The sequence below is a fragment of the Streptomyces sp. NPDC020845 genome (assembly GCF_044334165.1).
Lineage (GTDB): Bacteria > Actinomycetota > Actinomycetes > Streptomycetales > Streptomycetaceae > Streptomyces.
The window spans coordinates 257,568-274,312 of sequence record NZ_JBIRSJ010000009.1 but is presented as its reverse complement, the minus strand read 5'-3'; the positions used below and the strand labels follow the sequence as shown (position 1 = coordinate 274,312).

The following is a 16,745-nucleotide window of genomic DNA, read 5'->3' as shown; positions in this document are numbered from 1 at the left end:
TACGAGCCTCTACGCGCCTCCCGTCCCGAGGGAGAACCACACACCTTTCCCCGGTGCCCCGCCGATCCCCAGCGGGGCACCGGGCGTTGTACCCCACTTGTCCGCGAGCGCGTCGACGATCCGCAGCCCACGGCCGCCCTCGGCGCGACGAGCCTCCGCCGTGCGACGCCGTCATTCACGAAGCCGCATTGCGCATGCGGTTCGGCGGCCGAAAAGTGACACGAGCACAGCTCGAACACCTCCAAGAGCTGTGGCATCGACCCAACATCACCATGCGAGTGATCCCTTTCGATGTCGAGGAGCCCATCGGATCCGGCCACGCCATGCACTACACGGGCGGCCCCGTTCCCCAGCTCGACACCGTGCAGGTGGACACAGGAACCAACTGTGAAAGGCGCAGCGATGAGCACCCCACCCACCTGGCAGAAGTCGTCCTTCTCCCACGCGGATGGCGAATGCGTAGAGCTAGCCGCCGCCGACGGCGCGATACGACTCCGAGAGGGCGACGACCCCCACGTCGTCATCAGGACAACCCAGCGCCCCCTGGGCAGGCTCATACACGCCATCAAGGCAGATGAGTTCGACCACCTCGGCGCGTGACCGGACGTCAGTCGAGGTACTTGCTGGAGACCCAGCCCCTCGTGCCGGCCGCAATTCCCGAGTGGGTGCGCTTCGTGATCTTTCCGTACGACCAGCTCTTCTCGAAGTCCTGAAGGCCGCCCGTCCGGCAGAAGTAACGGAAGGAATCCCCCCGGTAAAGCGTCCCGATCACGCGATAACGCTTTCCGGGCCCTGTCCGGAATGTTGCACCGCTGGTGCGAACCTTGAAATTCACATCAGGCGAATTGAACTGGCACGCCGACGACCCCACCGCGGACGCCGTCGGCGCCAGGGCCATCGAGCCCCCCAGCAGCAACGCAGCCGTCAACGCGATTGCCGACGCTCTGTACTTGGCCTGCACGCGAGCACACCCCCCGTGATCAGGAACCATTTCGTCATCGCGCAGAAGAGAATAGCACCGGGCATTCGCGATGTGACGCCCCCGGGAACGCGCCACAGCAACTTCCCTAGTTTTGAGTGGGGTTGGCAAATCGGATGGAACCGATCCGGCAAGTGGGCGCGTCATTACCTCCTTTTAGGCCCTTGCCGAGCCCTCCTTGCACACGAACGGGGCGGGACGAGTTGCGGGAGGCGCGGGCACGCTCCGCTTCGCTGCGCTGCGGGTTGGCTGCGGCGTGAGCTTCGCTGCGCTGCGGGTTGGCTGCGCTTCGCTTCGCCCGCGCCTGTGCGCCGTCTCGCGGCATTCGGCTCACGCGAGTGCGGCTTTCGTCTCGGACCCTCCGGGTCCAAAGCGCCGGCGAGAAGGGGGAAGGGGGCGGCCGGCCCGGCGTCCCGACTCCTCGGCCCGGCGGGCGGCTGAGCTCAAAGAGGCTCCGCTGCGCTCCGCCGCAGCTGCTGCCGCGCGGAGGCCAGGCCAGTCAGTCGGCTCTCCACCCACCCCCTCTTAAAAAAATGCTTGCTCTACATCAAGTACCGCATCAAGCGATTATTTAAGAGGGGGTGAGGGGAGAGCCCAACCGGACCGGCGCCCACCGCTCCGGGCGACCATGCGCCGCCCCGCCGACCGGTGGCGACCGGTGACGACCTGTTGGGCTCGACGGCGACGATGCCTCCGGCGCCCCCTCCCCTTCCCGCTGCTGGCCGCATTGCGCCGAAGGCGCGAGACGATGCCCGCTGCGGCGAACGGATCATGCCGTCCAGCGGCGAGTGCGTACGCCGACGTGGTGTCGGAGTACGCGGCGCCGTCGGCGTGGCCATGGCTTCCGTTCCGCCGACGCCACCGCCCCGGACCACGAAGGAGACTGACGGCCTGGGTGCTGACGCCGCCCACCTCGGCGAAGTCGCCCGGCAGGGCGTCGGCATCATCTGCCCCGGCGCCCCGGCCGACCTCTATGCCGAGCAGCCATCGCCGGCACTCCCCTCTCCCGACCGTCTCCGCTCCCATGTCACAAACGACCGGGGCTGTCTTGTCTCGGGTAGCGAAGACGGCGCTCATGTCGGGAAGGTGATGGTCATGCGGGTGTTCGTGGCAGGCGGGACCGGGGTCCTGGGGCGGCGGCTGGTGCCACACCTCGTGGCCCGTGGCCACCAGGTGACGGCCACGACCACAAGCACCGCCAAGCTGGGCCAACTGGCGCGGCTCGGCGCGGACGGCGTGGTGATGGACGGGCTGGACGCGGCGTCAGTCGGGGAGGCGGTGGCCAAGGCCCGACCGGAGGTGATCGTGCACCAGATGACCGCGATCTCCATGGCGCATGCGGGCAAGCCCGATATCAAGCATCCGGACCGCTGGTTCGCCGCCACCAACCGGCTGCGCACCGAGGGGACGGACCACCTGCTGGCGGCGGCCGAGGCGACCGGTGTGTCCCATGTCGTCGCGCAGGGCTACGCCTCGTGGAACGGCATCCGCGAGGGCGGCTGGGTGAAGACCGAACAGGACCCGCTGGACCTGCTCGAGGGGACGGCGGCGCATGCGGGGTTGAAGGCGTTGGGCCATGTCGAGGACGTGGTCCTCAAGGCTGGCGGCGCGGTTCTGCGCTACGGCGCGTTCTACGGGCCGGGCGCCATCGACGACCAGGTCGAGCTGGTGCGCAAGCGGCAGTACCCGCTGGTGGGACGGGGCACCGGCTACAGCTCGTGGGTGCATCTCGACGATGCGGCGAGCGCCACCGCCCTGGCCGTGGAGCAGAAGGCGACGGGCGTGTTCAACATCGTCGACGACGAACCGGCTCCGGCGAGCGAGTGGCTGCCCCACCTGGCGGCATGCGCGGGGGCGAAGCGGCCGATGCGGGCCCCTGTGTGGCTGGCCCGCCTGCTGGCCGGGGACCAGGCCGTGGTGATGATGACCGAGGGGCGCGGTTTCTCCAACGCCAAGGCCAAGCGGGAGCTCGGCTGGCAGCCGCGCTACCCCTCGTGGCGGCAGGGCTTCAAGGAGGAGCTGGTATGACTCGGGCCGAGGAGTTCCAGGAGCTGCGGCCGCTGCTGTTCTCGATCGCCTACCGGATCCTGGGCAGTGTGGCCGAGGCCGAGGACGCCGTCCAGGAGACCTGGCTGCGCTACGAGGCGTCCCCGACGCTCCCCACCTCGCCCAAGGCGTTCTTGTCCGCCGTGGTCACCCGGCTCTCGATCAACGTGCTGCGCTCGGCCCGCGTCCGGCGCGAGGAGTACGTCGGGCCCTGGTTCCCCGAACCGCTGCTGACCGACCCCTATCAGGACCCCGAGCGCTCGGCCGAGCTGGCCGACTCGGTGTCGATGGCGGCCCTGCTCCTGCTCGAACGGCTCACCCCGCTGGAACGCGCGGCGTTCGTGTTGCGGGAGGTGTTCGAGTTCGGCTTCCCGGAGATCGCCTCGGCGGTGGGCCGCTCGGAGGCGGCGTGCCGTCAGCTGGTGGTGCGGGCGCGCCGCCATATGAACGAGGGCCGGCCCCGGTTCGAGGCCGACCGGCGCGAACGCGAGGCCCTTGCGATGCGGTTCTTCGACGCCTTCACCGAAGGGGACGTCGACGGGCTGCGCCAACTGCTCGCAGCCGACGTACAGCTGGTCGCGGACAGCGGCGGCAAGGCCCCGCAGTGGGCCAGGGGCTTCTACGGCGCCGACCAGGTGTCCCAGGTGATCGCCGCCCTCCTCACGCCGTTCGTCCGGATCGGCGGCACCGTGGAACCGCACCAGGTCAACGGCCAGCCGGGGGCGATCTTCCGCGACCGGGACGGCAAGGTCATCAACACCTGGACGCTCGACATCCTCGACGGGCAGATCCAGACGATCCGCACGGTGAGCAACCCCGACAAGCTCGGGCATGTGGGCCCCGTGGCGGATGCCTGGGCGGTGCTGCGCGAAACGCAGCAGGCACGCCGCGATTCGGACTGGCCGAAGAAGCCGAGAACAAAAGCCGACAACAAAAGCTGAGAACAGAAGCTGAGAACAAGGGGATCAGAAGGAATCAGACATGATCAAGATCGGCGTCATCATCGGCAGCACCCGCCCCGGCCGCAACGGCGACCGGGTGGCCCAATGGGTACGGGACCTGGCGGCGGAACGCGCTGGCGACACCGCCCATTTCGAGCTCGTCGACCTGTCCGACTACGCGCTGCCGCTGCTCGACGAGGCCATCCCAGCGGCCAGAACGCCGGGCCGGCAGCCGCACAGCCGACGCTGGGCCGAGCGGATCGGCTCGTACGACGCGTACATCTTCGTCACCCCCGAGTACAACACCGCCCCGCCCGCGTCCCTGACCAACGCCATCGACTACCTCCACCAGGAGTGGGGCGGCAAGCCGGTCGGCTACGTCGGTTACGGGATCTTCGGCGCGGTCATGGCGGTACAGAAGCTGCGCGCCCAGGCGGGTGTGCTGCGGATGGCCGATATCGGGCCGCAGGTAGCGCTGTCGCTGCGCGAGGACTTCGTGAATTTCGCCGACTTCCGGCCACGGGAGCAGCACACGGCGGAGGTGCATCGGCTGGTCGACGAACTGCTGGCGTGGGCGCAGGCGCTCGGCCCGCTGCGCGCGGCTCCCCGGACCGATCACGAGAACGCTTAGCGGCCGAGGAAGAACAGCCGCCATGCGCATCACCGTCTTCGGGGCCAACGGCCCCACCGGCCGCCTGCTCACAGACCAGGCACTCGCCGCCGGACACCGGGTCACCGCGGTGACCCGGCAGCCGGACTCGTTTCCGCTCCACCACGACCGGCTCGAGGTGGTCGGCGCCGATGTGCTCGATCCGGTGGCCGTCGACGCCGCCGTGGCGGAGCGGGACGCGGTGCTGTCGACGCTCGGGGTGCCCGCCGGGAAGGAACCCATCAGCACCTATTCGCGCGGAGTGGCCCATATGGTCGGCGCGATGCAACGGCATCGGGTGCGCCGGCTCGCCGTGGTCAGTTCGAGCGGGGTCGACCCGCGCCCGTACTCCGATGGCGGGTTCCTGTTCAACCGCGTCCTTCTGCCCTATGTGACCCGGGTGCTGGGCAAGACGCTGTACGACGATATGCGGCGGATGGAAACGCTGGTCCGGGCCAGCGATCTGGACTGGACGATCGTCCGCCCGAGCGGGCTCTACCACCTGCCGTCGGTCACCGACTACACCGTCGTCGAGGGCCACGCCGACGGCAGGTTCACCGCCCGGGTGGACCTGGCCGCGAGCATGCTGGCCCTGCTGGACGACGACCGCCGCCTCCGCACCACCGTCGGCGTGATCACCACCGTCGAGAACCCCACCCTGCTCCGGTGGGTCCGCCACGAAGCGCTCGCAAAGGGCTAGGGCTTGTTGAGGTAGGTCAGGACGGCCCGGACACGGCGATTGTTGTTGTCGTCGTCGGTGATGCCGAGTTTGCCGAAGATCGAGGTGGTGTATTTGCTGATGGCGCTCTCGCTGAGGAAGAGCCGCTGGGCGATGGCCTGGTTGGACAGCCCCTCGGCCATGAGGCTGAGCACGGAGTGCTCGCGTTCCGTGAGCCGTTCCAGCCGTCGGTTCGAGGATCCGCTGGAGAGCAGTTTGGTGATGACGGCCGGGTCCATGGCGGTACCGCCGGCGGCGACGCGCTCCAGAGCGTCGATGAACTGATCGGCGTCGAAGACGCTCTCCTTGAGGAAATAGCCGATGCCGCCCGCCCCGTCGGCCAGGAGTTCGCGGGCGTACAGCTGCTCGACGTACTGAGAGAGGATCAGTACCGGCAGGCCGGGCAGCTCGCGGCGGGCGGCGAGCGCCGCCCGCAGGCCCTCGTCCGACTGGGTCGGCGGCATGCGGACGTCGACGACGGCGACATCCGGCCGCCAGGTCAGCAGCGCGGCGAGCGTGTCGGGTCCGGTGGCCGCCGTCGCCACCACCTCGTGTCCACACGCCTCGATGAGGCGGACCATGCCGTCGCGGAGGAGATAGAGGTCTTCGGCTACAACGATGCGCACGGCACCATCATCCTCACATGGGTCGGACCGCCCGCCGGGCTGGTGATCTCCAGGGTGCCGTCGAAGACCGCGATCCGGCGACGCAGCCCCGCGAGTCCGCCGCCGGCCCGCTCATCGGCCCCGCCCCGGCCGTTGTCCTCGACTTCGACGACGATGCCGGTGTCGTCCTGGGCGATGGCGATCCGGCCCCGGGTCGCATGGGCGTGCTTGACCGCGTTGGTCAGCAGTTCGGCGATTCCGAAGTACAGGGCGGACTCGATCGGGGGTTCCAGGCGCGGCTGAACGTCGGCGCTGACGCTGGTTTCCAGCGGGCTGTCCATGGCCAGGGTGCGTACGGCGTCGACGAGCCCCCGGTCGTTCAGTACCGGCGGGTTGATGCCGTGGACCAGTTCGCGGAGCTCGGTCAGCGAGGTGGCGGCGCCGACCCGCGCCTCTCGCATCAGCGCCTTGGCCTGGTCGGGGTCGGTTTCCATCAGTTTCTCGGCGGTCGCGAGGGACAGCCCGAGGATGACCAGGCGTGCCTGCGCCCCATCGTGCAGGTCCCGTTCGATCCGGCGGATCTCGGCGGCTTGCGCGATCGTGGTGTCAGCGCGCTGGGCCGTCAGCTCGTCCACCCGGTCGGCCAGCGCCATCGCCGATGACGGGCGCAGAAAGCGTACGGCCACCGGCTCGACGGACCGCCAGGCGTACGGGGCGGTGGCGAAGGCCACGACCAGGCCGACCGCCCCGGCCTGAGCGGACTCCGGTTGACTGAAGCCGAGGACCGCCGCCACGGCTCCGGCCGGCGGGATGGCCGCGATCACACCGATGGTGATCGGCACGATCGCCGTGAACCGCAGATCACGCCAGGTGGCGGGGTCGCTCCAGCGGAGCCGCAACCGCTGCTCCCGGCGGGCGTCCTTGCTGGTGCGCGAGTAGGAGAAACCGTTCCACCAGTACCCGGTCGACATCTGGGTCACCGGGGTGGCCTCCCGGTATCCGGCGGGGATGACGGTGCCCGTCCACTTCGCGACGAGGAAACGGACCATCCGGCAGACCGGGCGGGACAGGGCGACGGTGCCGATACTCGCCCATACGAACGGGCCTATCCACGACCACGGGTTTCCGCCCCACCAGATCCACAGCGCCACGGCAGCCGCCCATACGGCCGGGACCAGCATGGCGACCGCCACCACGACGCACGCCCGCGCAAACCCCACGCATGCGCTCGTCACCCACGACACCAGCGGTTTCATGATTCTCCTTCGTACTCCATGACCCAGTGAGTCCACTGTGCGCCCCGGGAAGTCCGAATCCGGCCAGGTCAGCGCAGAAGTGGGGCTAGGCCCACCCCACTGTGCGTCCAGGCGCATACCGCCCCGGCCGTGCGCTCCCTAGCTTCGAATCGACACCGGACAGCCCGAGGAAGCAGGAGCCATGGAAACTCCCAACCGCACCGCGGCCGCAACCGACCACGCCACCCGCCCGGACACCCGGCGAGCCTTCGACACGGTGAGGAAACTCGTCGTGGTCTACGGCGCGTTCAGTGTCGCGGTCCTCGTCGTGGTCGTCGTCCTCTCGGTCATGGGCCGCGAGGTGACGTCGTTCATGTGGGGCCGCACCGGCGGAATGTTCGCGAGCGCCGTCGTGACGTACTGGCTGGCCGTCGTCGCCGCGCGGGGCGCGCGCTGGGCCTATATACGGGTGCGCATCATCGCCGTCGTCGTGCCGATCGCGATCATCGCGATCGACTCCATCCCCGGCGCGCTCCCGCTGTGGTTCGTCGTGCTGCAGATCGCGGGCGCGCTCGCCCTCGCCCCCACCGCGTTCATCGTCAACCGGCCCGAACTGCGCGCCGCCTTCCCCAAGGCGCGCTGACCCTTCAGCGGCCTGCGAGCAGGCCGTCCAGTTCGGCCGCGAAGAGCAGGGCAGGGTCGAAGCCCATCCCGCCGAACTGGCCCGCGAGTTCCAGGGACAGGACGCCGTGCAGCCGGGTCCAGAAGATCAGTGCTTGATGGAGGACCGCCGGCGGGGCGGGGTGGCCGCCCGCCCACTGCCGGTGGTCCTCGAGGTGCGCGTCGAATGGCGTCGCCGGGCCGTCCGGGGGCAGCGCGGTCCAGGCGTCGAGCATCGACGCCATGATCTCGACCGCGATGGCGGTGGTGTCGTCGGGCGCGTGGTAGCCCGGGATGGGCGTGCCGTAGATGAGGAAGTACCGCTGGGGGTCCTCCAGGGCCCAGCCGCGCATGGCGTGCGCCAGCGCGGCCACGTCGGCGCCTGACTGCTCGGACGCCGCGCGGATGGTGTCGGCCAGGCTTCGGTACGCGTCCCTGATGAGCTCGGTGATCAGCTCGTCGCGGCTGGCGAAGTACCGGTAGAGCGCGGGTCCGCTCATGCCCATCTGCTTGGCGATCGCGTTGAGGGAGAGCGCGGACGCCCCCGCCGTGGCGATCTGTTCCCACGCGCGCTTCTTGACCTCCATACGCACCTGGGCGCGGTAGCGCTCGCGCGGGGTTGTGGTGCCCGTTTCCGCCATGGCCTGCCGCCCTTCCACACCGTCGCGACTACAGCTTCAAGATTTAGTTAGAAGCTATCACGGATCCTGTTGCGCCCCCTTCGCCGCTCAGTTATAACTTCTAACGAACGCAAGGTCTTATAGCTAGGCGCTGGGCGCGCAGTGGAGGTCGTCATGAACACCGAGGGACTCGTCGAGGTCGTCCTGCCGGGCACGGTCGAGCCGGAAGGACTGCAGATCCGGCGCGGTGGAGCCGTTCCGACCCCAGGTCCGGGGCAGGTCGTGATCAAGATGGAGGCGACCGGGGTCTCGTTCGCCGAGCAGCAGATGCGCCGCGGCCGCTACTACGACCAGCCGCCGTTCCCCTTCGTGCCGGGCTATGACCTGGTCGGCACGGTGGAGGCGATCGGCGAGGGCGTCGAGCCGGAGCTGGCCGGGACCCGGGTGGCCGCGCTGATCAAGGTCGGCGGCTGGGCCAACTACGTGGTCGTGGACGCGGCGGATGCGGTGGAGGTCCCCGAGGGGATCGCCGCGGCGGAGGCGGAGACCCTGGTCATCAACGGGATCACCGCCTGGCAGATGCTCCACCGCAAGGCACGGGTCCGCGCGGGGCAGACCGTCGTGGTGCACGGCGCCAACGGCGGCGTCGGCTCCGTCCTGGTCCAACTCGCCCACGCCGCGGGCGCGAAGGTGATCGGCACGGCGTCCACCCGCCACCACGCCGCCCTACGGGAGCAGGGAGTCACCCCCGTCGACTACCGCGCCGGGAATGTCGCCGCGCGGATCCGTGAGTCGCCCCCGGCGGAGTCGCCGCCGTCTTCGACCACGTCGGCGGCCGGGGCATCAGCGACTCCTGGAGCCTTCTGGCGCCCGGCGGCACCCTCGTCTCCTACGGCACCGCCTCCACCCGGGACGACCAGGGCTCCAAGCAGTGGCCCGTACTCAAGCTCCTCGGCCGCGTCTGGCTGTGGAACACCCTGCCCAACCGCCGCCACGCCTACTTCTACAACGCCTGGGCCGGACGGGCCCTGGCCAAGAACCGGTTCCGGGCCCGGCTGCGCGCGGACCTCACCCAGGTCTTCGCCGCCCTCCAGCGCGGTGACATCACCGCCAAGATCGCCGCCGAACTGCCGCTCACCCGCGTCGCCGACGCCCTGCGGCTGGCCGAATCCGGCACCGTCGCCGGGAAGGTCGTCCTGACCCCGTAGCGCACGGCGCCGACCCCGAGCACGTGAACGTTCGGCCCCACACACCCATCACGAGGAGAACGCCATGTTCAGCAACCGCCCGTCGAACTCATCCGCTCAGCGGTCCCGGCCCCGGACCGGCGTACGTGCCGCCACCCTCACCCTCCCGCTCGCCATCGTCGGCGTCCTGGCGGCCGCCCTCCCGCCCGCCCAGGCCGCCCCCGCTCAGGCCCGGGCTTCCGCCACCCACCACAACGGCCCCTCCCAGTGCCGCGGGGAAGGCGTCGACACCAGCGCCCGTATCCGCTACCAGTCCGACGTCGTGATCAAGGCCCCGCTGAGCACCGTCTTCAAGCTCCAGACCGATGTGGAGCGCTGGCCGACCTGGCAGCCCCCCGTACTCACCATGAAGCGCCTCGACCCCGGCCCGCTGCGCAAGGGTTCGCAGTTCAGGTGGACCACCCCGGCGCCCGCCACCCCGACGACCCCCGCCACCACCCTGGAGATCACCTCCACCGTCCAGCAACTCCAGCGCAACCACTGCATCCTGTGGCGCGGGCCCGCGATCGGTGAAGGGCTGCGCATTGACGAGGGCGTCCATCTGTGGACCTTCACCAAGGTCAAGGGCGGCGTCCGCGTCCACACCGAGGAGACCTGGACCGGCCGCCAGGTCGAAGCCGACATACCCACCGCGACCGCGGCCCTCGGTACGGGCCTCGAAGCCTGGCTGCACGACCTCAAGACCACCGCCGAATCCCGCACCCGCACACAGTGAAACGGCGATGACACGGCTAGCTAGGCGGGCAGCACCGAGGCGAGGAAGGGCTCCACGGCCCGGCGCCAGCCCTCCGGCTGGTCGTAGTGGACGAGATGGCCCGCGTCCGTCACCTCCGCGTACTCACCGCGCGGCAGGACGCGCACCATCTCCTGCGCCTCCGCCCGGCCCAACTCACCGTCGAGGCCGCGCACCACGAGGGTGGGGCACTGCACGAGCGCCAGCTCTTCCCAATGGGCGTCATGGACCCAGGTCGCGCGGGCCTTGAGCATCTGGCGGCGGGAGAAGACCGGGCGCCAGCCGTCCGAGCGCTCGGCCATGATCTCGGCGAAGAAGTCGCCCCGCGCCGGATTGGGCCGCTCCAGCCTCGGATCGTCCTCGCCGAACCACTTGCGCACATCGGCGAGGGTCGCGAACGGCAGCGGCCAGGACGAGAACCACTGGGCCCACTCCGCCTGCGAGGCGGAGCCCAGCGCGGAGGCCCGCATATCGCAGATCACCAGGCCCGCGACCAGATCGGGACGGCGGGCGGCGAGCTGCCAGGCGGTCAGCGCACCCATGGAGTGGCCGATGAGGGTGACGGGGGCCAGGCCAAGCTGCTCGACCGCGGCCGCCGCGTCGGCCACATAGGTGCCGCGGTCGAACGGGCCGTCAGCGGGCTTCTCGCTGCGGCCATGACCCCGCTGGTCGAGGGCGACGGCCCGATGGCGGGTGGACAGCCAGCGCGCGGTCCGCGCCCAGTGGGCCCCTCGGCCCATCAGGCCATGGAGCAGAAGAACACCCGGCCCATGCGAGACCCGCGCGCCGCCGCCCGCCTTGGGCGGATCGGCGAACTCCCAGGCGGCGAGCCGCACGCCGCCGGCTCCCGTCACGTCGATGCGCCGCACCATGTGTTCTGGCACCCCCATTCCCTCCTCGACCAGCCCCAGGATATCGAACTCTTATTCGAACACGCCGTTACGACCACACAACACCCCTCGTTCGAGTGACCGCACCGAGGGATTGATCGTCCGCACCGAGGGGAGACAGCTAGCGGGAGGCGGACTGCTCGGGGAAGGGAGTCCGCGGGGGCCGACCCTGAGAGCTCGGGGCTCCGGGTCGCCAGGGCCTCCGGCCGTACGGGCCGCGTCACAGCGGACCGTGGGGTCGGGGGCCCACAGGGGGGACATGGGGAGGCAGGGCCCCGGCGATTCAAGGCGCCGGGGCCCTCGCTCTTCTCGCTGTCGATCGCCCGCTGGGCAGCACCGCCCGTCAGGCCCATATGAGCCCCCTCCCCCCGACCCGGGGAGGCAGACGAGCAGACCTCGAATGCCCCAACCCCAGGTCCCCTGCACACCTCGGCACATGAGCGCGCTCGCGCATATGCCCCAGCGACAGCGTCGCACGCGGCGGGCCCGACCGCTCGAATTCCACAAACTCCGGTATCCGGAAAACGTCAGGAAAAGCAGTCGCCGCAGGTCACGACGGTCGAATCGGCCGAACCGGTCGATTCGGTCAGCGTGTCGCGCGGGTTACGGGGGTGCGGGGGCGGAAGCGGTGGTACGGGCACGAAGCCCAGCGCTCGGCGAAGCCCGGCGCTCGGCACGGCTCAGCCCATGCTGTGGCTCAGTCTCGGCGAGGCTCAGTCTCGGCGTCGCCCAGCGCTCGGCGAAGCCCGGCGCTCGGCGACGCTCAGCGCTTGGCGACGAAGACGTGGGAGGCGATGTCCGCGTCCAGCTCGGCGGCCTCGCCGCTGCTGCCCACCAGCACCCCGCCCGGCGACTCCGTCACGCTCACCACCGAGCCCGGCTGCACACCCGCCCGGCGCAGCGTGTACATCAGCTGGGCGTCCATCTGGATCGGCTCGCCGATCCGGCGCACGACCACCGTCTTGCCCTCGCTGCCCGGCTCCAGCTCGCGCAGGCTCACCATGCTGTCGTCCAGGAACGGATCGACCTCCGCCTTCTCGCCCAGCTCCTCCAGGCCCGGGATCGGGTTCCCGTACGGCGACTCGGTGGGGTGGCGCAGCAGCTCCAGCACCCGCCGCTCCACCGCCTCGCTCATCACATGCTCCCAGCGGCAGGCCTCGGCGTGCACCTGCTCCCACTCCAGCCCGATCACGTCGACCAGCAGACACTCAGCGAGCCGGTGCTTGCGCATCACGCGGGTCGCCAGGCGGCGGCCCTCCTCCGTGAACTCCAGGTGACGGTCGCCGGCGACCCTCACCAGACCGTCCCGCTCCATGCGGGCCACGGTCTGGCTGACCGTCGGACCGCTTTGGTCGAGCCGCTCCGCGATACGGGCGCGCATCGGGACGACACCCTCCTCCTCCAGCTCGAGGATGGTGCGGAGATACATCTCCGTAGTGTCGATGAGTCCGGACATGCGTGCCCCTCGAATGTGTCGTGCGGTGGCCCTGACCCCAATTCTGACGCATCGCGCCGACAACGGGGCCGAGTCCGGCATCGCCGTACCCGGCCGTGCCCGTCAATGCGGCCAGGAGTCGAACTGGAGTCGACCCAGTATTGACAGCGACCTGACCGACGGCCCAACGTGATCCGCGCCACGCGGCACCGACCACAGACCACGGACCACGGACCACCACCAACAGAAGGGGCCACTCGGGGATGAGCGAGAGCAAGCTCGCCGGGCAGTACTTCGACGCCGCCATCGGCCTGCTGCAGCGAGTACGCGACGAGGAGGCCGAGGCCATCGGCGCGGCGGGCGCCCTGGTCGCCGAGACCGCCGCCGCGGGCGGCCGGCTCTTCGCCTTCGGCGCCGGCCACTCCTCGCTGCCCGCCCAGGACGTCGTCTACCGCGCGGGCGGCCTGGCCCTGATGAATCTGCTCCCGATCCCGGGGATGGTCGGCGTCGACGTGATGCCCGCCACGCTCGGCAGCGCCCTGGAGCGCGTCGACGGGCTGGCCGGTGTCGTCCTGGACAACAGCCCGGCGCGCGCGGGCGACCTGCTGTTCATCATCTCGCTGTCCGGGCGCAACCCGGTGCCCGTGGAGATGGCGATGCACGCGCGGTCGCTCGGCCTCAAGGTGATCGGCGTGACCTCCGTCGCGTACGCCACCGCCACCGCCTCGCGGCACCACTCCGGGGACTTCCTGAAGGACCACTGCGATCTGGTCCTCGACAGCAAGATCGCGGTCGGCGACGCCGAGCTGACCGCCGACGGCGTCGGGGCGCCCTTCGCCCCCGCCTCCACGGTCGTCACCTCCGCCCTGATGCAGGCCGTGATCGCCACGGCGGCGGGGGAGCTGGCCGCGCGCGGCATCGACCCGCCGATGCTGCGCTCGGGCAACGTGGACGGGGGCCACGACTGGAACAGGCAGGTCATGACCGAGTACGGCGACCGGATCTTCTACCACCGCTGAGACGCCGCTGAGCCACCGCAGAGACCCCGGGCGCCGACCGAGCTACCCCAGCTGCTGTGCGAGGTCCAGGGCGGCGGCGACGCGGGCGGCGACGTCCTCCGCGTACACGGCGTCCCCACGGTCGAAGGGGCGGCGGCCCGAGGCGCGCAGGAAAGTGACCACGCCGAGGGTGCGGCCACGGCTGCGGAGCGCCGTGCACAGGCCGTGGACCGTGCCGTCGGGCCACTTGCGGGCCGCCGCCCACCCGGTGGCGGCCGCCTCCTCCGCACGGCTCGCGCTGACCCGCACCGACCCGCAGCGCTCGGCCGCCTGGATCGCCGGATGGCTCTCCGTATAGGCCAGCGGAATGCCTCCCGCGACGATCGCCGGGCAGGGCCCTGGGGCACCGCTCGGCGTCGCCGCCGCCCGCACCAGGCGGGGGCGGTCCGGGCCGACCCGGTCAGGACCGCCCCGGTCCGGGCCGGGGCCGCCGGGCCGGCCGCCCGGCGGGGCCTCCAGGACCAGGTCGATCAGGGCGTGGTCGGCGAAGCCCGCGAGCGCGAAGTCCAGGTGGACGGTGGCCGCCTCGGCCGGGTCCTCGCATTCGGCCGCCGCGCGCGCCGCCCGGTGCAGCTGATTGCCGCGGAAGCGCAGCCGCGAGCCGTCCATCTCGTGGCGCTTGAGCTCCGTCACGTCCTGGAAGATCCACGCCACGCCGAGCGGCACCGGCTCCTCCGCCAGCGGCGAGGCCAGCCGCAGAAAGCCGCTGCGCCAGCAGCGCCGCGCGGCGGCGCCGTCACCGGCCCCGCCGCCCGCTCCGTCTTTGCTTGCGCCGCTCCGTAAACCTCTGAAGCCCTCACCGGCTTCCCGCAGGCTCACCCACAGCTCCGTGGGCGCCGGGGGCGCGCCCTCCGCCAGGACGTGCTGGAGCGCGCTCTCCAGCTCCTCGAGGCCCTGGTCGAGCAGTTCTCCCAGCGGGCGCCCCAGCGCCGCCGTACGGCCCGTGCGCAGCGCGCGCGCCGCGTTCTTGTTGACGATCGCGGGGCGCAGATCGGCGTCGACCAGGACCACGTTCCACGAGGCGTCGTCGAGCAGGGCCTCGCTGAGCGCTATCGAACGCTCCAGGTCGATCTGCGTATGCACCTCGCTGAACGCGCAGTACACCCCGCCCGGCCGCCCGTCCGCCCGCGGCACCGCCGAGGACTGGGTGCGCACCAGGACCCGGCCGCCGTCCTTGGTCAGCAGCGCGAACTCGTGCACCTGGCGCCCCTGGGCGTCCATCGCGGCCATCAGCCGCGCCTCCACCTCGCGCGCGTCCGCCGCGCGCACCGCCCACCCCGCGAGCCCCTTACGGCCGACGGCCTCCCGCGCCGACCAGCCGAGGATGCGCTCGGCCTCGCGGTTCCAGTGGGTGACGGTGCCCTCGGCGTCGAAGGCGCACAGGGCCGCGTCCATGCCGTCGAGCAGCGCGGCGAGCAGCCCCGAATCGTCCTCCGAGTCGGCCGCGGGCCCCGGCGGCCCGGCCTCGCCGGCTCGCGGCTGCGTCGGAGCGGATGGCACGGCACGAGCCGGCTGTGCGGGCTCGGAACGTCGCGAAGCGCTCACCGGACACCCCCTGGTTGACCTGGCAGCCACGGCCGCGTGCGGTGGTGCACGCCGTGACATTCAACTCGAACGTGACACGCGCCACACCGGATTCCGCTAAATCGTTGCGTCCCGGAAATTCACTTGTGGTGTGGCGGACCGGTTCTTAGGGTGTGGGGCACACGAGAAGGGAGGTGGTTCGGCAGATGTATCAAATCCGGACGCGTGAGGTGACTGCGGGCTAGCAGTCCGTCGTCGCGCTCAGCGCATTCGCCGGACAGGCGCACGAGAGATGTGCGCAGCCGGCCAATCCCAAGCAGTCACCCGACCCGTGGGTCGCCGGTACGTCCGACCGGCCCCCTCGCGCCTCACGGCGCAGGGGAAAGACCCACGGGTCGTCTGCGTTTTCACCCCCCGTTTCCCCCGTTCCTCCCCCATTTCTGCCCATTTGTCCCGCCGCGAGCCCCCGCTCCCACCGCCCGCCACGGCCCCCGCTCCCACCGCCCGCTACGGGCTCAGGCGCTCCACCCGCCAGCCCTCGCCGCCCGGGCCCGGGACGTACCGCAGCCGGTCGTGCAGCCGGTTCTCCCGGCCCTGCCAGAACTCCACCGCGTCCGGCACCACCCGGAAGCCGCCCCACTCCGGCGGCACCGGCACCTGCTCCCCCGGCGGATAGCGGTCCGCCAGCTCGCCGTACGCCCGGTCCAGCTCCTCCCGCGAGCCCACCACCGAGGACTGCGCGCTCGCCCACGCCCCCAGCTGCGATCCGTGCGGCCGGGTCCTGAAGTACGCCGCCGTCTCGTCCCGGCCGGTCCGCCGCGCCGTGCCGGTGATGATGACCTGGCGGGCGATCGGGTGCCAGGGGAAGAGCAGCGAGACATACGGGTTCTCGGTGAGCTCACGGCCCTTGCGCGAGTTGTAGTTGGTGTAGAAGACGAATCCGCGCGTGTCGAAGCTCTTCATCAGCACCGTGCGGGAGCTGGGCCGCCCGGCGGCGTCCGCCGTCGAGACCACCATGGCGTTGGGCTCGAACAGACCGCTCGCCACGGCCTGCTCGAACCACCGCGTGAACTGCTCGTACGGATCGGCCGCGAGCTCGCGCTCGGCGATCCCCTCCGCGCGGTAGTGCTCGCGCATGGCGGCCGGGTCGTAGGTGCGCGCGGCCGGACGCGCCGAGAATTGCGGGTCAACGTGAGGCACGCGCATATCTTGCAACATCAACGCCGCGCCTCAAGTACTGCCCCGTACGGGCGAATCCCCTCCCCCTTCCGGTCGCCCGGTAACCCTTTCCGCGGGTGACGGGACGTGTGCCGCTTCTCACGCTTCCCCGGGGGTACCTCAGAGACCAGACTGTGGCAGACCATCGCCAGTCGCGCAGGCCGTACGGTCGCGTACCCGGCGCGGC

At 70.9% G+C, this 16,745-nt stretch carries 16 protein-coding genes and 2 pseudogenes; 10 read left to right on the top strand and 8 right to left on the bottom strand.

Going from position 1 to position 16,745, the window contains the following annotated elements:
* Window positions 1-53: 53 nt before the first annotated feature.
* Together ACH4U7_RS24855 and ACH4U7_RS24850 are read left to right on the top strand one after the other, a co-directional pair.
* Window positions 54-329, top strand: a pseudogene (locus tag ACH4U7_RS24855) (Scr1 family TA system antitoxin-like transcriptional regulator); the annotation flags it as partial.
* Window positions 330-402: 73 nt separating this feature from the next.
* Window positions 403-600, top strand: a complete 198-nt coding sequence (locus ACH4U7_RS24850; RefSeq protein ID WP_398530035.1) for a DUF397 domain-containing protein — start codon at window positions 403-405, stop codon at window positions 598-600.
* Window positions 601-607: 7 nt separating this feature from the next.
* On the opposite strand, the gene ACH4U7_RS24845 is transcribed toward ACH4U7_RS24850, so the two are convergent.
* A complete protein-coding gene (locus tag ACH4U7_RS24845; RefSeq protein WP_398530034.1) occupies window positions 608-961 on the bottom strand; it encodes an SH3 domain-containing protein in 354 nt (117 codons plus the stop codon).
* Between the two features lie 1,107 nt (window positions 962-2,068).
* On the opposite strand from ACH4U7_RS24845, the gene ACH4U7_RS24840 reads away from it, so the two are divergent.
* From ACH4U7_RS24840 to ACH4U7_RS24825, 4 genes are read left to right on the top strand one after another with little or no spacing between them, the layout of a single operon-like run.
* Entirely contained in the window at window positions 2,069-3,007 is a 939-nt protein-coding gene (locus ACH4U7_RS24840) for an NAD-dependent epimerase/dehydratase family protein (RefSeq protein WP_398530237.1), read from the top strand.
* The gene (locus ACH4U7_RS24835) at window positions 3,004-3,966 is read left to right on the top strand and encodes an RNA polymerase sigma-70 factor (RefSeq protein ID WP_398530033.1); all 963 of its coding nucleotides are present in this window, start codon (window positions 3,004-3,006) and stop codon (window positions 3,964-3,966) included. The genes ACH4U7_RS24840 and ACH4U7_RS24835 overlap by 4 nt, the downstream gene beginning before the upstream one ends.
* 40 nt (window positions 3,967-4,006) lie before the next feature.
* Window positions 4,007-4,597, top strand: coding sequence for an NADPH-dependent FMN reductase (locus ACH4U7_RS24830; protein WP_398530032.1), 591 nt, complete (start codon window positions 4,007-4,009; stop codon window positions 4,595-4,597).
* Window positions 4,598-4,619: 22 nt separating this feature from the next.
* The gene (locus ACH4U7_RS24825) at window positions 4,620-5,315 is read left to right on the top strand and encodes an NAD(P)-dependent oxidoreductase (protein WP_398530031.1); all 696 of its coding nucleotides are present in this window, start codon (window positions 4,620-4,622) and stop codon (window positions 5,313-5,315) included.
* On the opposite strand, the gene ACH4U7_RS24820 is transcribed toward ACH4U7_RS24825, so the two are convergent.
* Together ACH4U7_RS24820 and ACH4U7_RS24815 are read right to left on the bottom strand one after the other, a co-directional pair.
* Complete coding sequence (locus ACH4U7_RS24820) at window positions 5,312-5,959, bottom strand: LuxR C-terminal-related transcriptional regulator (protein WP_398530030.1); 648 nt, start codon at window positions 5,957-5,959, stop codon at window positions 5,312-5,314. The two genes, ACH4U7_RS24825 and ACH4U7_RS24820, sit on opposite strands and share 4 nt — an antisense overlap.
* Window positions 5,944-7,194, bottom strand: a complete 1,251-nt coding sequence (locus ACH4U7_RS24815; protein ID WP_398530029.1) for a sensor histidine kinase — start codon at window positions 7,192-7,194, stop codon at window positions 5,944-5,946. Before ACH4U7_RS24815 ends, ACH4U7_RS24820 begins: the two co-directional genes overlap by 16 nt.
* A gap of 181 nt (window positions 7,195-7,375) precedes the next feature.
* Between ACH4U7_RS24815 and ACH4U7_RS24810 the strand changes: the two genes are divergently transcribed.
* On the top strand, window positions 7,376-7,816 hold the full coding sequence (locus ACH4U7_RS24810) for a hypothetical protein (RefSeq protein WP_398530028.1): 441 nt from the start codon (window positions 7,376-7,378) through the stop codon (window positions 7,814-7,816).
* Between the two features lie 4 nt (window positions 7,817-7,820).
* Here the strand turns inward: ACH4U7_RS24810 and ACH4U7_RS24805 are convergent, their stop codons facing one another.
* Entirely contained in the window at window positions 7,821-8,474 is a 654-nt protein-coding gene (locus ACH4U7_RS24805) for a TetR/AcrR family transcriptional regulator (RefSeq protein ID WP_398530027.1), read from the bottom strand.
* Window positions 8,475-8,627: 153 nt separating this feature from the next.
* Here ACH4U7_RS24805 and ACH4U7_RS24800 point away from each other — a divergent pair.
* Both ACH4U7_RS24800 and ACH4U7_RS24795 read left to right on the top strand, forming a co-directional pair.
* Window positions 8,628-9,661: pseudogene (locus tag ACH4U7_RS24800) on the top strand (medium chain dehydrogenase/reductase family protein).
* A gap of 64 nt (window positions 9,662-9,725) precedes the next feature.
* Entirely contained in the window at window positions 9,726-10,415 is a 690-nt protein-coding gene (locus tag ACH4U7_RS24795; protein WP_398530026.1) for an SRPBCC family protein, read from the top strand.
* A gap of 20 nt (window positions 10,416-10,435) precedes the next feature.
* Here ACH4U7_RS24795 and ACH4U7_RS24790 read toward each other — a convergent pair whose 3' ends face one another.
* Window positions 10,436-11,305 carry an alpha/beta fold hydrolase gene (locus ACH4U7_RS24790; protein WP_398530236.1) on the bottom strand — a complete coding sequence of 290 codons (870 nt, stop codon included), beginning with the start codon at window positions 11,303-11,305 and terminating at the stop codon, window positions 10,436-10,438.
* Window positions 11,306-12,086: 781 nt separating this feature from the next.
* The gene (locus ACH4U7_RS24785) at window positions 12,087-12,779 is read right to left on the bottom strand and encodes a metal-dependent transcriptional regulator (protein ID WP_014177453.1); all 693 of its coding nucleotides are present in this window, start codon (window positions 12,777-12,779) and stop codon (window positions 12,087-12,089) included.
* A 242-nt stretch (window positions 12,780-13,021) separates the two neighbouring features.
* Between ACH4U7_RS24785 and ACH4U7_RS24780 the strand changes: the two genes are divergently transcribed.
* Window positions 13,022-13,777: an SIS domain-containing protein gene (locus tag ACH4U7_RS24780; protein WP_398530025.1), complete on the top strand. Its 756-nt coding sequence runs from the start codon at window positions 13,022-13,024 to the stop codon at window positions 13,775-13,777.
* A gap of 42 nt (window positions 13,778-13,819) precedes the next feature.
* Here the strand turns inward: ACH4U7_RS24780 and ACH4U7_RS24775 are convergent, their stop codons facing one another.
* Together ACH4U7_RS24775 and pdxH are read right to left on the bottom strand one after the other, a co-directional pair.
* The gene (locus tag ACH4U7_RS24775; protein ID WP_398530024.1) at window positions 13,820-15,421 is read right to left on the bottom strand and encodes a PAS domain-containing protein; all 1,602 of its coding nucleotides are present in this window, start codon (window positions 15,419-15,421) and stop codon (window positions 13,820-13,822) included.
* A gap of 426 nt (window positions 15,422-15,847) precedes the next feature.
* The gene (pdxH, locus tag ACH4U7_RS24770; protein ID WP_398530023.1) at window positions 15,848-16,546 is read right to left on the bottom strand and encodes a pyridoxamine 5'-phosphate oxidase; all 699 of its coding nucleotides are present in this window, start codon (window positions 16,544-16,546) and stop codon (window positions 15,848-15,850) included.
* Window positions 16,547-16,745 lie beyond the last annotated feature (199 nt).

Excerpts from the sequence above, each read along its gene's own strand:
- ACH4U7_RS24850 (WP_398530035.1), top strand. The coding sequence starts at position 403 with ATGAGCACCCCACCCACCTGGCAGAAGTCGTCCTTCTCCCACGCGGAT.
- ACH4U7_RS24840 (WP_398530237.1), top strand. The coding sequence starts at position 2,069 with ATGGTCATGCGGGTGTTCGTGGCAGGCGGGACCGGGGTCCTGGGGCGG.
- ACH4U7_RS24835 (WP_398530033.1), top strand. The coding sequence starts at position 3,004 with ATGACTCGGGCCGAGGAGTTCCAGGAGCTGCGGCCGCTGCTGTTCTCG.
- ACH4U7_RS24830 (WP_398530032.1), top strand. The coding sequence starts at position 4,007 with ATGATCAAGATCGGCGTCATCATCGGCAGCACCCGCCCCGGCCGCAAC.
- ACH4U7_RS24825 (WP_398530031.1), top strand. The coding sequence starts at position 4,620 with ATGCGCATCACCGTCTTCGGGGCCAACGGCCCCACCGGCCGCCTGCTC.
- ACH4U7_RS24815 (WP_398530029.1), bottom strand. The coding sequence starts at position 7,194 with ATGAAACCGCTGGTGTCGTGGGTGACGAGCGCATGCGTGGGGTTTGCG.
- ACH4U7_RS24810 (WP_398530028.1), top strand. The coding sequence starts at position 7,376 with ATGGAAACTCCCAACCGCACCGCGGCCGCAACCGACCACGCCACCCGC.
- ACH4U7_RS24805 (WP_398530027.1), bottom strand. The coding sequence starts at position 8,474 with ATGGCGGAAACGGGCACCACAACCCCGCGCGAGCGCTACCGCGCCCAG.
- ACH4U7_RS24795 (WP_398530026.1), top strand. The coding sequence starts at position 9,726 with ATGTTCAGCAACCGCCCGTCGAACTCATCCGCTCAGCGGTCCCGGCCC.
- ACH4U7_RS24790 (WP_398530236.1), bottom strand. The coding sequence starts at position 11,305 with ATGGTGCGGCGCATCGACGTGACGGGAGCCGGCGGCGTGCGGCTCGCC.
- ACH4U7_RS24785 (WP_014177453.1), bottom strand. The coding sequence starts at position 12,779 with ATGTCCGGACTCATCGACACTACGGAGATGTATCTCCGCACCATCCTC.
- ACH4U7_RS24780 (WP_398530025.1), top strand. The coding sequence starts at position 13,022 with ATGAGCGAGAGCAAGCTCGCCGGGCAGTACTTCGACGCCGCCATCGGC.
- ACH4U7_RS24775 (WP_398530024.1), bottom strand. The coding sequence starts at position 15,421 with ATGTCACGGCGTGCACCACCGCACGCGGCCGTGGCTGCCAGGTCAACC.
- pdxH (WP_398530023.1), bottom strand. The coding sequence starts at position 16,546 with ATGCGCGTGCCTCACGTTGACCCGCAATTCTCGGCGCGTCCGGCCGCG.